This is a genomic window from Moorella humiferrea (assembly GCF_039233145.1).
In the GTDB taxonomy this organism is placed as follows: Bacteria; Bacillota; DSM-521; order Neomoorellales; family Neomoorellaceae; genus Neomoorella; species Neomoorella humiferrea.
In genome coordinates this window covers 1,707,585-1,721,713 of sequence record NZ_CP136419.1, presented here as the reverse complement: position 1 = coordinate 1,721,713, position 14,129 = coordinate 1,707,585, and the positions used below count along the sequence as shown (strand labels likewise).

Annotated in this window: 15 protein-coding genes; all 15 read left to right on the top strand. The window is 51.3% G+C overall.

Annotated features, from left to right (window positions below; all coding sequences use genetic code 11):
• Window positions 1–316 precede the first annotated feature (316 nt).
• The 15 genes from MHFGQ_RS08980 to MHFGQ_RS08910 all read left to right on the top strand — a co-directional run bounded on the left by MHFGQ_RS08980 (window position 317) and on the right by MHFGQ_RS08910 (window position 14,051).
• Entirely contained in the window at window positions 317–1,780 is a 1,464-nt protein-coding gene (locus MHFGQ_RS08980; protein ID WP_106005169.1) for a YeiH family protein, read from the top strand.
• A 16-nt stretch (window positions 1,781–1,796) separates the two neighbouring features.
• Window positions 1,797–1,934, top strand: coding sequence for a hypothetical protein (locus tag MHFGQ_RS08975; RefSeq protein ID WP_170066233.1), 138 nt, complete (start codon window positions 1,797–1,799; stop codon window positions 1,932–1,934).
• 202 nt (window positions 1,935–2,136) lie between these two features.
• The gene (locus MHFGQ_RS08970) at window positions 2,137–2,799 is read left to right on the top strand and encodes a respiratory nitrate reductase subunit gamma (protein WP_106005168.1); all 663 of its coding nucleotides are present in this window, start codon (window positions 2,137–2,139) and stop codon (window positions 2,797–2,799) included.
• The gene (locus tag MHFGQ_RS08965; RefSeq protein WP_106005167.1) at window positions 2,799–4,175 is read left to right on the top strand and encodes a (Fe-S)-binding protein; all 1,377 of its coding nucleotides are present in this window, start codon (window positions 2,799–2,801) and stop codon (window positions 4,173–4,175) included. The genes MHFGQ_RS08970 and MHFGQ_RS08965 overlap by 1 nt, the downstream gene beginning before the upstream one ends.
• Before the next feature lie 69 nt (window positions 4,176–4,244).
• Window positions 4,245–4,562 carry a TusE/DsrC/DsvC family sulfur relay protein gene (locus tag MHFGQ_RS08960; protein ID WP_106005166.1) on the top strand — a complete coding sequence of 106 codons (318 nt, stop codon included), beginning with the start codon at window positions 4,245–4,247 and terminating at the stop codon, window positions 4,560–4,562.
• Window positions 4,563–4,626: 64 nt separating this feature from the next.
• Window positions 4,627–4,881 carry a TusE/DsrC/DsvC family sulfur relay protein gene (locus MHFGQ_RS08955; RefSeq protein ID WP_106005165.1) on the top strand — a complete coding sequence of 85 codons (255 nt, stop codon included), beginning with the start codon at window positions 4,627–4,629 and terminating at the stop codon, window positions 4,879–4,881.
• 3 nt (window positions 4,882–4,884) lie between these two features.
• Window positions 4,885–6,015 carry a 4Fe-4S binding protein gene (locus MHFGQ_RS08950; RefSeq protein ID WP_170066232.1) on the top strand — a complete coding sequence of 377 codons (1,131 nt, stop codon included), beginning with the start codon at window positions 4,885–4,887 and terminating at the stop codon, window positions 6,013–6,015.
• A gap of 20 nt (window positions 6,016–6,035) precedes the next feature.
• Window positions 6,036–7,109: a hypothetical protein gene (locus MHFGQ_RS08945; protein ID WP_170066231.1), complete on the top strand. Its 1,074-nt coding sequence runs from the start codon at window positions 6,036–6,038 to the stop codon at window positions 7,107–7,109.
• Between the two features lie 18 nt (window positions 7,110–7,127).
• On the top strand, window positions 7,128–8,483 hold the full coding sequence (locus MHFGQ_RS08940) for a cobyrinate a,c-diamide synthase (RefSeq protein WP_106005163.1): 1,356 nt from the start codon (window positions 7,128–7,130) through the stop codon (window positions 8,481–8,483).
• Between the two features lie 49 nt (window positions 8,484–8,532).
• Window positions 8,533–9,435, top strand: coding sequence for a helix-turn-helix domain-containing protein (locus tag MHFGQ_RS08935; protein ID WP_106005162.1), 903 nt, complete (start codon window positions 8,533–8,535; stop codon window positions 9,433–9,435).
• A complete protein-coding gene (locus MHFGQ_RS08930; protein ID WP_106005161.1) occupies window positions 9,435–9,668 on the top strand; it encodes a sulfurtransferase TusA family protein in 234 nt (77 codons plus the stop codon). Before MHFGQ_RS08935 ends, MHFGQ_RS08930 begins: the two co-directional genes overlap by 1 nt.
• A gap of 96 nt (window positions 9,669–9,764) precedes the next feature.
• Entirely contained in the window at window positions 9,765–10,814 is a 1,050-nt protein-coding gene (gene selD, locus MHFGQ_RS08925; protein ID WP_106005160.1) for a selenide, water dikinase SelD, read from the top strand.
• A 334-nt stretch (window positions 10,815–11,148) separates the two neighbouring features.
• Window positions 11,149–12,567, top strand: coding sequence for a dissimilatory-type sulfite reductase subunit alpha (gene dsrA / locus MHFGQ_RS08920; RefSeq protein ID WP_106005159.1), 1,419 nt, complete (start codon window positions 11,149–11,151; stop codon window positions 12,565–12,567).
• Between the two features lie 15 nt (window positions 12,568–12,582).
• Window positions 12,583–13,770: a dissimilatory-type sulfite reductase subunit beta gene (dsrB, locus tag MHFGQ_RS08915; RefSeq protein ID WP_106005158.1), complete on the top strand. Its 1,188-nt coding sequence runs from the start codon at window positions 12,583–12,585 to the stop codon at window positions 13,768–13,770.
• Window positions 13,771–13,820: 50 nt separating this feature from the next.
• Window positions 13,821–14,051 (top strand): dissimilatory sulfite reductase D family protein, encoded by a 231-nt coding sequence (locus MHFGQ_RS08910; protein ID WP_062283833.1) that lies wholly within the window; start codon window positions 13,821–13,823, stop codon window positions 14,049–14,051.
• Window positions 14,052–14,129: the final 78 nt, after the last annotated feature.

The following is a 14,129-nucleotide window of genomic DNA, read 5'->3' as shown; positions in this document are numbered from 1 at the left end:
TAATGACGGCGAAATATTATTTATGAATAGCTAACATAAAGGAAAGTTGGAACGAGAATATATTTCAATATGTATTATTCGTGAGCGTAGATTTTAGTATATATTATTCTGAGGTCACAATATATTTATTAATACAAAAGTTTAATTAATGTAGCAGATAAAAATTAAAATTAAACAAAAAAGGGGGGCGATAAAGCCTTACAAGTGAAGGTGGTAATGAGCGCTAGAGGGAGGTGAAGGGCCGCGGGCAATACAGCGAGTTAGGGGAAGAAAACAGAAAAGGTGCGATGAATTAAAGACTTTAGGGGGGAACAAAATGGTCCAGGAAGGTAAAGGTGCGCGCTCGCCCCTTTTAAGAAGCGAGGATTGGTGGGCGCTGTGGATCGGATTATTTATCTTTTTCCTCGGTTTTCTAAAAATAGGTGGCGTCGATCTCCTGGGCTGGGCGGTTAAAACTAACATGTGGCTCGATTTGTCCAAAGCCCTTACGCCCGTATCCGACGTTTACAAAGGCCTGCCTGGCTTTATAGCCCTTATCTTGACGTATATATTCTTGACGGTAGTTCTAAGCATCGGTGTGGCTTCTATGGGCGGCAACGTGCCCCGCTTCATCGGCGGTTTTACCATTATCTTCTTCATCACCTATATCTGCTGGATGATCGGAAACTATGCCTATATTGCCGCCACTCCCGACCAGCTGGCGAAATTGAATATCCCCTGGTCATTGCGTATGACGGGAGAATCAGGATTTATCATCGCGTTGATTGTAGGTTTGATCATCGGTAATCTTTTCCCGGGCCTGACCCGTTACTTACAGGAAGCGACAAAACCGGAATGGTTTGTCAAAACAGCCATCGTTATCCTCGGCGGCCAGATCGGCCTCAACGCCCTGCAATCCACCGGTTTGACGGCCCAGGTTGTCTTCCGGGGACTCTGTGCCATTATTGAAGCTTATCTCATCTATTGGCCCCTCGTTTATTTCATCGCCCGCCGTTACTTTAAATTTACTCCGGAGTGGGCCGCACCCCTGGCCTCGGGCATTTCCATCTGCGGCGTTTCCGCGGCCATTGCCACGGGAGGCGCCATCAAGGCCCGTCCGGTCATTCCCATTATTGTCTCCTCCCTGGTTGTTATCTTTGCCGTAGTTGAACTGATTATCCTTCCCTTTGCCGCCCAGGCCTGGCTTTACAAAGAGCCCATGGTGGCGGGCGCCTGGATGGGTCTGGCCGTCAAAACCGACGGCGCCGCGGCCGCCAGCGGAGCGATGGTCGACGCTTTGATCCGCAGTAAGGCCATCAGCGCCCTGGGTGTCAAGTGGCAGGAAGGCTGGATGCTCATGGCGACGACGACGGTGAAGGTTTTCATTGATATTTTCATTGCCATTTGGGCCTTTATCCTTGCCATTATCTGGTCCTGGAAGATCGACCGGCGGGAAGGGGAAAAGGTGAACGCAGGCGAAATCTGGCTGCGCTTCCCGAAATTCGTTCTCGGCTACGCCGCCCTGTTTATCCTGGTCATATTGATAGGTAAGAGTGTAGGTAAAGATACATTGAAACTTTTGAATGCCGGTATCGGTCAGGCGGGCAACTTCCGCGGCATCTTCTTTGCCTTAACCTTCTTCACCATCGGCTTAATGTCCAACTTTAAAAAGCTTTGGGAAGAAGGCATGGGGAAACTGGCTGTTGTATATGTGGTATGCCTCTTCGGCTTCATCATTTGGATCGGCTTGTTGATTTCCTGGTTGTTCTTCCACGGCATAACCCCGCCGCCGGTGGCTTAAAAGGAGGGAGCTAGAAATGGCCGAACAGGAACGCCTGCCGCAAGAAGAAGAATGGTTTGATTTGATGCCTGCCGAGAAAAAGCTGATAAGCTTCAGTTTGGGATTGGGAATAGTGCTCCTTGTAGTGCTGCTCCTGGTGACCCATACTTTATAAGCGATAATTTCTAGTCAGTAGGAGGGGACGTTGTCCCCTCCTACTGATTTTATAAATACCAAAAAAATTTTTTGCCGGCAGGAGGAAAACCGCCCTTTATAGCGAAATAAATACCATAATAACTAATGATATTTTATAAATATCATAGTCGTTCTTGCGTGAACGTAGACATTCTTGAAGGGAACTATAAGGAGGGCAGATTATGACTTTCTGGCAATCATTCATCGGAGGCGTACTGCCGTATATAGCGATTGCCGCCCTGATCCTGGGGCTGGGTTACAAGGTGGTTTACTGGTTAAAAGCCCCGGTTAACCTGCACTGGGAGCTTTTTCCGTATCCGCGCACCCTGGGGGGACAGATAAGTGAGCTTTTGATGGAGGTATTTACCCTTCGCAGCCTCTTTCATCACAACCGCAAATTATGGTTTCCTTCCCTGGTTATGCACTGGGGCATTTATACCGTCGTTTTTTGGCTGTTTTGCCTTGTAGTAGGGCTGCCGTTTGCCGTCTATTTAGGCGTTGTAGGGGGAATACTTGCGGTTTCCGGTTCCTGTCTCTTGTTTCTCCTGCGCGCCATTGTACCTGAATTGCGCCAGATATCCACACCTGTAGAATACTTGAATCTTCTATTCATTTTCTTCTTAGCGTTTACCGCCTTGATGAGCGGGGCCCTCAGTGATTTTACCTTTAGGAGCTATTTCATCGGTTTATTGACCTTTAAGCCCCACTTGCCTCTACCGGAAAACTATTTAGTCTTTTTGCTGTTGTTGTGGCTTTTTATGATCTACATTCCCTTTACCCGTATGGCGCACTTCGCCGTCAAGTATTTTACCTACCACAAGGTCAAGTGGGGTGAAATGGAATAATGCGCAAGGTCTTTGACGATTACCGGGTGCTATCCGATGAGACCCTTAGGCCCGAGGAACCGCGGGTGGAAAAATTTCTGCAGGCCATGAAGAAATCTCTCCAGCAAAGGGATAACTGGACCTTTTGGCTACCCTATACATTGTCCCTGGATACTTGTATGAAGTGCGGCACCTGCGCCGAGGTTTGCCCCGTATACCTGGCAAGCGGGCGCAAGGAAATTTATCACCCTGTTTATCGTGCTGATATGTTGCGTAAAATCTATAAACGCTATTTTACCCTTCCCGGCAGGCTCTTCCCCAAATTAGTTGGGGCAGAAGACCTGACGGAAGAAAAACTCGATGCCATGGCAGAAAACATTTACCGCTGCACCATTTGCCGTAGATGCGCCTACGTCTGCCCGGTGGCCATCGATAACGGCGTTATCGCCAGGGAAGCCAGGAAAATTTTTGATGCCATCGATATCGCGCCCGACGAGCTGAAGAAAAACGGTACCCAGAAGCAGTTAAAATTAGGCAACGCCACCGGCACTCCGGCCAACGCCTTTTTGGATATGATCGAATTTCTCGAGGAAGAAATTGAGGATACAAAGGGCTATAAGGTTAAAATACCCGTTGATAAGGTCGGTGCCGAATACCTGCTGATGCATAACGCCGGCGATTACCTGGCCTTTGCCGAAACGGTCATGGGTGCGGCCGAGGTGATGGATGCCGCCGGGGTGGACTGGACCCTGAACTCGCCGGCCACAGGGGTTAACGATGCCGTTAACTATGGAGTATTTTTCAGCGACGTAGAATTTACGGCAGTCGTTAAGGCCCACGTGGAGACGGCTAAAAAACTCGGCGTCAAGACCCTGGTTGTGGGCGAATGCGGCCATGCCTTTGAAGCGTTAAAGTATTTGATGCAGAGGCTTATACCGCCGGAGGAAAGACCCTTCGAGGTCAAGAGCATTTTAGAACTGGAAGACGAATGGATCCGCGAAGGCCGCATCAAGGTTGATCCTGAAAAAAATCCGGAGCCGGTTACCTACCATGATTCCTGCAAGCTGGGGCGTCTGGGAGGGCTTTATGAAGAGCCGCGCCGGATTCTTAAAGCCTGTTGCAAGGATTTTCGCGAACTGGAACCCAACCGGGAAATGAGCATCTGTTGCGGCGGCGGCAGTGGTTTTGCTATTATGGAAAAGGGAGATTTTCTTAAATTCCGCATGGAAACCTACGGCAAGCTTAAGGCCGAGCAGATAAAGGCGTCAGGGGCCAGTATAGTTGCCCTGGCGTGTTCCAACTGCAAGGGCCAATTTCGTGAAATCATCAATTATTATAAGCTACCGGTACGCTTTGCCGGTATTAGCGAATTAATCGCCAACGCCCTCGTTCGATAAAATTGTTATTAGCCTGTAGCCTAAACCTAAAGGCACAGGTATAATAAAATCTAGCAGGAGGTGCTGGTCATGCCAGTAATTAATGTTGGCGGCCTTGAAATTGAAGTCGATGAAGACGGTTTCATTGCCGATCCCAGCAAGTGGAATGAAGCCGTAGCCAAGGCCCTGGCCGAGACGGAAGGAGTTACCGAACTTACTGAGGACCATTGGAAAGTGGTTAACTACCTGCGCCAGTATTATCAACAGTTCGGTATTGCTCCCATGATCCGGAAACTTTGTAAAGAGACAGGATTCAGCTTAAAGGAAATCTATGATCTGTTCCCCAGCGGACCGGCTAAAGGGGCCTGTAAGATTGCCGGGTTACCCAAGCCTACCGGTTGCGTGTAAAAAAAGTCGAGGGGCCAGCGCACCAGTGCTGGCCTTTATGTCAATTCAAGGGGGATGGTAGAAGGTGCTGTTGACGGAAGCCCGAAAAAAGGAAATAGCCGAGCGGGCCAGGGCGCGGGGCATTGACTTGGGCGACGACCACTGGAAATTGATAAATATTAGCTTTGAGTATTATGAAGGGCACCGCACCATCTGTACCCTGCGCAACCTAATTAAGTTGAGCGGCTTGGAAAAAAAGTATATTTATAAACTTTTTCCGGGCAATCCTATCGGCGAAATCAGCCAGATAACCGGCCTCCCCATGCCGAAGGAGTGTTAGATAATGCCGGAGGAAGATCAGGGGTTTTCTTACTGTCGTAAGCTTTTAAAAGGACCTTCGCCCAGCCATGTCCGGGAACTGGAGAAGAGCCGCTATCCCCTGGCCATGTATGAGCACGGTCTTACCGCCGGGGAGAGCGCTTATGAACACGGCGGTTACATCAACATCCCGGAACTACCCTCGGGAGTAGGGGTGCGCAGGAGTGGCCGTCCTGATATAATTGAAGAATCGGCTTATCTGCGCATTCTCCAACCGGCGGGGGGTTGGTTAGCGGCGGATACCTTGGAAGCGTTGGCCTTTTGTGCCGAAACTTATGGTAAAGGCCTTGTTCACTTTACCAGCGGCGGCACCATTGAAATATATACCACAAGAGAGCAAATGGTACCCATGGTCAGGGAACTGAATGCCGCCGGATTAGATGTCGGATCGACGGGCAATGATTTGCGGTGTCTTACGGCCTGCTGCGGGCCGTTGAGGTGCGACGCGGCCCTCATCGACGCTCCGGCCCTGGCAACTTATTTGGGGCAGCGTTTTATTGACGAACAGCAGTATCCCGGTTATCCCCAGAAGGTTAAAAGCGGCATTGCCGGGTGTCCCAATGACTGCATCCGGGCCATGATGCAGAAAGACCATTCCTTTATCGGCGTCTACCGTGATTTGCCGCAAATAGACGACGAAATCTTAGCCTCCTGGCTGGCCGACGGTGGCGACATCTCCGTTCTCGTCTCATCCTGTCCGACCGGCGCGTTGGCATGGACGGGTTCGACTTTAATTATCGACCCTGAGAAATGCTGGCACTGTATGGTTTGCATCAATCTCTGTCCCGCCTTGCGTCCCGGCCGGGAACGCGGAGTGGCCTGGGTGGTGGGGGGAAAGTACGGTCACCGTGGTCCCCAGGGACCCATGGTCGGGTATGTACTTGTGCCCTTTATCCCCATTAAAGATGAAGATTATGCGCCGGTGGGTGATTTGTTCGGTGCCTTTCTAGAACTTTGGGCCGATAATGCCCGCAAAAAGGAACGCATTGGCGATTTTATCGCCCGGGTTGGGCCTTTATGGGTACTGAAGGAACTGGGGCTGAAAACAGAGCCACAGATTCTCATAAGCCCCAAAAGAAACGGGTTTCAAAGGTAAAACTGAAGGAGGCACGGCAGTTGAACCAGCCTGACCTGCCGGCGGGTATAATGCCTGATTATCGCCGGCAAATACCGGAGGATTTGCTCGCTCGACGGGGAAGTTGGGTATGGCATGAGATTTTACAGCCCGGCGTTATCCGACATGTGGCGGTAGACGGCAGTGCCATACTGACCGTTCGCGTTCTATTGCCGCCCAACGGCCTCTTGAGCGCATCCACCTTAAGGCTCTTTGCCAGCTGGATCCGCGTCTATGCCTTAACCGGGCGGCGGACAAGTCGCCAGGGGTTTGAATTTGTCGGGGTACGCCCCGAGAAACTTACCGAGTTTCTGGGAAAGCTACGGGACGCCGGCTTTCCGCCTGGAGGAACGGGCCGCTCCTTGCACCAGGTAAAATGCTGTACCTCCTTTATCCACTGCCAGAACGCTGCCGTCGATGCGCCGAGTATAGCCAAGGCCATAGCCGACCATTTTTATGGGGAATTTTTTCAAAACGATCTACCTGCCCCTTTAAAGATATCTGTGGGAGGATGTCCCAATCAATGCGGTGGCGGTATAGAAGCCGACATTGGCATTATGGGTTTGTATGAGTCCGTACCCGAAGTCGATATCGAGAAATTTCTGGCCGCCAATATCGACATAGGCCTTTTGGTTTCCTGGTGCCCCACAGGCGCCATTCGTACCAAGACGACGCCTAAAGGGACGTTGGCGCTCATCGACAGGGAGCGCTGTGTGCGCTGCACTTCTTGCGTACAGGTGGCACCGGAAGGCATCCGCCTGCAGAAAAAAAGTTATGTGGCCATAGCTGTGGGAGGTCATGGGGGAAATGGGGCAAGGGGGCCTGAAATGGCAGCCGTCGTTTTTCCGCGGGTTCCGGCCCGGCCCGTGGAGTATGGGGCTATACTTAAGCGCGTGGCTGGGATTATCGACTGCTGGCACCGCGAAGGATTACCCGGAGAAAGGCTGGCGGCTTTTATAGAACGTATTGGCTGGGGCCGTTTTTTACAAAAAATCGGTGCCGACACCGTAGAAGATTTGGGCGAAAAACGCCCTCCTTATAATAATTTTCGCCGTGACCTGCATTTTCGTTATTAATTTAGGGGAGGAAAAAAGGTGCGCCTGGTCATCGCCGCGCCCCACGGCCGGTCGGGGAAAACAACCGTTACCCTGGGCCTGATTTCTGCCTTAAGACAAAGGGGATTGGTGATCCAGCCCTTTAAAAAGGGGCCTGATTTCATCGACCCCAGCTGGCTGACTCTGGCCGCAGGCCGTCCCTGCCGTAACCTTGATTTATATTTTCTGTCACCTGAACAGCTAAGGTCACATTTCTCCGCCTGCTGTCGTGGTGCCGATATGGCCCTCATCGAAGGCGCCATGGGCCTCTTCGACGGCCTGGATTTGGAAGGAAGCAACAGTACGGCGGCCGTCGCCGGCACCCTGGGATGTCCCGTGGTCCTGGTCATCGACGCCGTCCGTATGACCAGGAGCGCGGCGGCTCTGGTGCAAGGCTTTCAGAATTTTGACCCCCGGGTAAAGATAGCCGGCGTTATTTTAAACCAGGTTGCCCGTCCCCGCCATGAAGACATGCTGCGTCGCTCCATTGAACATTATACGGGATTACCTGTTCTAGGAGCACTACCAAAAAAGAGGGATTTTCTCATTCCGGACCGCCACCTGGGGTTAATACCGGCGGCTGAAAACGAAAGCCTCCATACCGCCCTGGCAGCAACCGGCACGGCCGTTGGCGCCAATATAGATTTGGACGCCCTACTGGCCATTGCCAGCCAGGTACCGGAACTTACATCATCGGCGGAGACGCCGCAGCTCCCTCCGCCGCGGGTACACCTGGGTGTCTTTCAGGACCGTGCCTTTACCTTTTACTATCCGGAAAATCTAGAAGCTCTGGCCCAGGCGGGGGCCACCCTTGTACCCATAAATAGCCTGGAAGATGCCGGTCTACCGATAGTCGATGGGCTGTATATAGGGGGCGGGTTTCCAGAAGTATTTGCCGCCCGGCTGGAGGCCAATGTAACTTTGCGCCGTGAGGTTAAAAAAGCCGTAGCCGAAGGAATGCCCGTATATGCCGAATGCGGGGGATTAATGTATCTCGCCAGGCGCCTAAATTACAAGGGACGCTGGTATGAAATGAGCGGAGCCTTGCCCTTTGATGTCACCATGTCCTCTCGGCCCCAGGGTCACGGCTATACGCGCCTATTAGTGGAAGGAGAAAATCCCTTCTTCAGCCAGGGAAGCATCATCAAAGGCCACGAGTTCCATAATTCCAGAGTGATTAATTTAGAACGCACAAACGTTAAATTTCTTTACAGCGTCCAGCGCGGCTTTGGTATCGACGGCCGGGTGGACGGTATCCTATACAAGCACGTTCTGGCCGGCTACAATCATATTTACGCGCCCACCCATCCCGAGTGGGCTGCCAACCTGGTAATGCTTGCGGCGGGAAAGAGATAGATTTGTCTAGGACCGGATGTGGGGGAAACAAGGAGGGGCTTTTTTCAAAATGACGATAGGGGAAAAACTAAAAAAGTTGAGGGAAGAACGGGGTATGTCCCTGGAAGAACTGGCAGACCGCCTGGATATTGCCCCGGATTGTATGGTTGAGGTAGAAAAAGGGATCAGGCGTCTCTCCATGGCCACCCTTACAGAGATAGCCGGAATTTTCAACGTTGATATTAATTACTTTACAGGGGAAAATGGGAACAGTGACAAAAATACCATTGGTGCCCGGCTGCGGCGCCTGCGTGAGCAAAAGGGAATAACCTTAAGCGAGTTAAGTCGGCGCTCCGGCGTATCCCTGGCCCATATCAGCGAGATCGAACGCTCCCGCTCGACGGCCTCATTAAAAACCTTAGAGAAACTAGCGGCCGTTTTGGAGGTATCTCCCAGTTCACTATTGCGCTCCGGGCAGGAAGATACCCTGGGGAATAAACTAAAACGCCTGCGTGAAAAAATGGGCCTCACCCAGAAAGAATTGGCGCAACAGGTAGGTATTTCCCACAGCCTCATCGGGCAGATCGAGACCGACCGCATACAACCTTCTTTGGCCACCCTGAGCAGCCTGGCAGAGGCCTTAGGGGTGTCGACCTGCTATTTCCTTATGGAAGAAGAGGAGGAAGATCTCTACCTGGATTACCGTCTGTCGGCCGACGTTAGGGAAGCCCTGCGGCGCCAGATTCTCCAGGAAGTGGTCCGTGCCCTGGCCGGCTGGGAAGAAGGGGAAATACGGGGATTACTGGATTTTATCCATGCGTTGAACGAAAACCGCCGTCCTTTGCAGGGAGCTGCGGAAGAACAGTATCAGGAAATACGCCGCTTTTTGAGCCGCAGCGGGGAAGAGGAACGAAATCTTGTAATTAATTTAATCAAACTCTTACAGGGCAATTTGAGGGAGGAAGAACCTTAGTGACCCGGAAAATACTGGACTGCCGGGGCATGAACTGTACCGCACCGCTTATGAAGACGGCCAAGCAGATGCAGAAGCTAAAACCGGGCGAACTGCTGGAGGTATGGGTGGACGATCTGGCGGCAGAGTTCGATTTGCCTGCATGGTGTCAGCAGGCAGGTCATACTATTATCAAAAAAGAAATACGCGAAGACTATTATTCCTACTTAATTCGCAAGAAAGCGCCTTCTTAATATATCGGTCCCATACGGGGCTTTTTTATTATGATTAATTGTTATACATGGGATAGATAGGGACTGGTAAAATAAATGAAAAAGGAGGTGGCAAAAATGGGACAAGCCGATAAACCTAAACTAACCCAGCTTTCATGCAGCTCCGGGTGAGCGGCCAAGGTGGGTCCGGGGACCCTGAATCAGATACTCCAGTACCTTCCGGCAATGGAGCATCCCGATCTCCTGGTAGGCATGAACAGCGTTGACGATGCCGGCGTGTACCGCCTCACGGACGACCTGGCCATTATTCAAACGGTGGATTTTTTTACGCCCATTGTCGACGATCCCTACCTTTACGGCCAGATAGCAGCGGCCAACTCATTAAGCGATGTCTACGCCATGGGCGGTACGCCCCTGACGGCCATGAATATCGTAGCCTTTCCCACCAAGAAGGTTGATATAAATGTGCTGGGGGAGATCCTTAAGGGCGGGGCTGAAAAGGTCCTAGAAGCCGGCGCCGTTTTAGTCGGCGGTCACAGCATCGAAGATGAAGAACCGAAATATGGACTGGCCGTAACCGGCATCGTTCATCCTGAGAAAATAGTAACGAACTGCGGAGCCCGGCCGGGCGACCGGCTGATTCTTACTAAACCGCTGGGTACGGGTATTATAACTACGGCCATCAAAGCCGAAATGGCAACGCCCGAACTGGAACAGGAAGTCAGTCGATGGATGGCCACCTTAAACCGTGATGCGTCTGCGGCCATGGTGGCCGTCGGCGTCCATGCCTGCACGGACATTACCGGCTTCGGGCTTTTGGGTCATGGACTGGAAATGGCCAAAGGAAGCGGCGTGAACCTGGTGTTCCATGCAGGAGCCATTCCCGTCTTTCCCCAAGCCCGGGAGTTTGCCGCCATGGGCCTGATACCAGGTGGGGCTTATAACAACCGCCGTCACATTGAAAAGGATGTAAAGGTGGGGGCCGGCGTCCCCGAGGACCTTTTTGACATCCTCTGCGATCCCCAGACATCCGGGGGCTTATTAATCGCCGTGGCGGAAGAAAAAACGAAAGCCTTACTGGCGGCTTTAAAAGAAAGGGGAGTTACGGCGGCCGCGGTTATCGGTGAAGTAGACCACGGTTCGGGTGAGATAGTTGTCCTACCATAAATAGACTTGAGGCGGCAGCTTTACGGCTGCCGTCTTTAGCCTTTATCATAAAGGTTTATAGAAAAAAATTTGAGGGCTGGCAGGAATTTTAAGAGAAATAGCGAACTAAATTTATAAATAGCAAAAGTGTTCCCTTCGACAAGATAAAAGTCGGCCTATTGTGAAGAAGGGAGAGGGAATTAAAAAATCGCTTTGGGATTGTGTTAACTATTCCTTGTTTAATTTGTTGCCTTTCAGAAAGGGGGCGAGGTTAGAGAGCTGCCAAACGCAAAATTCCTTTACTTCCTCGTTACGGGAGCGGGTGGATAATTAAAAAATAAAAGGGGGTATTGCCATGGAATTTAAACCCAAGCGACCGCAAAAGGAAATAAAGTATGAAGAACTGCGTATTTACACCGACGAAGAATTGCATAATTATAGCGAAGAAGAGTTAAAGGATTTTAAGATCAAACACAGTATACCTATGTTGGAAGAATTAGAGAAGGGGCCTTGGCCGAGCTTTGTCACCGATGCCAAACGCGAGGCGCTGCGGCGCAAAAAGCTCCCCAAGGACCGCCTCATGCTTGACCAGGATGTAGTGGACGACCTCCTGGGGCAACTGGAATTGTCTTTTGAAGACGGGGAAACCCATTGGAAACATGGAGGTATCGTCGGCGTATTCGGATACGGCGGTGGTGTAATCGGGCGTTATTCCGACGTGCCGGAAAAATATCCTTCGGTGGCCCATTTCCATACCATACGGGTAAATCAACCGGCCAGCAAATTCTATAAAACTGATTTTCTCAGGGCCCTATGCGATCTCTGGGAGTTCCGGGGCAGCGGTCTCTTTAATATGCATGGGTCTACGGGCGACATTATTCTTTTAGGTACCACCACCGAACAGCTGGAACCCATCTTTTATGATTTGACCCATGAGCTCGATCAGGACCTGGGTGGCTCGGGCTCCAACCTGCGCACGCCTTCTTGTTGCATCGGCAAGGCTCGCTGCGAGTTTGCCTGCATTGACACCCAGAATTTGTGCTACGAGCTGACCACCCATTACCAGGACGAGTTGCACCGCCCGGCCTTCCCGTATAAATTTAAAATTAAGATTGACGGCTGTCCCAACGGTTGTGTGGCTTCCATCGCTCGTTCGGATATGTCTTTGATCGGCACCTGGCGGGACGAAATTCGTATCGACCAGGAAGCGGTTCAGGCCTATATCAGAGGGGAAATCCAGCCCAACGGCGGTGCCCACAGCGGCCGCGATTGGGGCCCGTTTGACATCCAGAAGGAAGTTATAGATCTTTGCCCCACTGGCTGTATGGCTATGGAGGACGGCAAACTAGTAATCAACAATGAAGAATGCAACCGCTGCATGCACTGTATTAACGTCATGCCCAGGGCTTTAAGGCCCGGCGTCGATACGGGCGTTAGCGTGCTTTTCGGTGCCAAAGCGCCTATTTTAGAAGGCGCCCAGCTATCTGTATTGACCATCCCCTTCATGAAGGCCGAACCCCCTTACGACAACATTAAAGAGCTCCTCGAAAAGGTCTGGGATTGGTGGATTGAGGAAGGTAAAAACCGTGAACGCTTGGGTGAGCTAATCCAGCGGAAGGGACTACCTAAATTCCTCGAAGTCCTCGGCGTACCGGCCGCGCCGCAGATGGTTAAAATGCCGCGTACCAACCCTTATATATTCTGGAAGGAAGAAGACGTCCCCGGCGGCTGGAAACGGGATATCAAAGAATACCGGCAGCGGCATAAACGCTAAAAGGAGGATGTTGACATGGCTTTATCACAAGAACGCCTTGGCAAGTATAATCCGGAGAAACCGACGGAAAACCGCATAACCGACATCGGACCCCGGCATTTCTGGGATTTCTTCCCCCCTGTTATTCAAAAGAACTATGGGAAATGGCTGTACCACGACATCCTGGAACCGGGGATCATGGTCCACGTCTCTGAAACGGGAGACAAGGTTTTTACCGTTAGATGCGGCGGTGCCCGGTTCATGACGGCCGAAAACATTCGGGAGATCTGCGATATCGCCGACAAGTACTGCGACGGCTACGTCCGCTTTACCACCCGTAATAACATCGAATTTATGGTGACCAGCTACGAGAAACTGCAGGCATTAAAACAGGACCTTTTAAGCCGGAAATATATTACGGGAAGTTATAAGTACCCCATCGGTGGTACGGGCGCCGGCGTAACCAATATCGTCCACACCCAGGGCTATATTCACTGTCATACCCCGGCTACCGACGCTTCCTCTATGGTGAAAGCCCTCATGGACGAGCTTATGGATTATTTTACGGGTATGACCCTGCCGGCCCACGTTAGAATTTCGGTAGCCTGCTGTTTGAACATGTGCGGGGCCGTCCATTGCTCAGACATCGCCCTGCTTGGAATTCACCGCAAACCGCCCATTGTCGACGACAATATCGATTCCGTCTGTGAAATTCCCCTGGCCATAGCCGCCTGTCCGGTGGGGGCCTTGTCACCGGGTAAAACGGAAGACGGCAGGAAGACCATAAAAGTTAAAGAAGAACGCTGTATGTTCTGCGGCAACTGCTATACCATGTGTCCCGCTCTGCCCATTGCCGACAAGCTCGGTGACGGCGTTGCCGTTCTGGCGGGAGGAAAAATTTCCAACCGCATCAGCGAACCCAAATTTTCCAAGGTCATAGTACCGTGGCTGCCCAACAATTTCCCCCGCTTCCCGGAAGTAGTGGCTACGGTGAAAAAGATCATTGAAGTATACGCCAGTGAGGCCAGGAAATATGAACGTATCGGCGACTGGGCGGAGAGAATAGGCTGGGAAAAATTCTTTGAGAAATGCGATCTGCCATTTACCGAGCACCTGATTGACGATTATCGCCTGGCTTACGATACCTACCGCACCAGCACCCAATTCAAATACACCAGGGCGGCCTGGGAGGTATCTAAAGCTGCCGGGGGTATCGACGAGTAAAAACGACCTGTAGTAAAAACCGTACGAGGGAAGGGGGTAGGTTATTGATGATGGAGGAAATAAAAAAGGCCATCCTTGAATTTGCCGAAACCAGTAAAAAGAGCAAGTTTTATTTCAAGGATTTGGAAAAGGCTGTGCAGGCCAAAATACCCGAGGCTAAAATGAGGGACATTAAAAAGGCTGCCACGGAACTGGTGAACGAAGAGAAATTGATTTATTTCTCGACTGGAAGCACAACTATGTACGGCTTAAAAGGAAGGGGCATAACAGAAGACCAGTAGAAAGGTTAAAGGAGGGGCTGCCGGTAGCAAACAGCAGTCCCTCCTTGTCTTAATTGCCGTATGTGGGGAGATGAGATT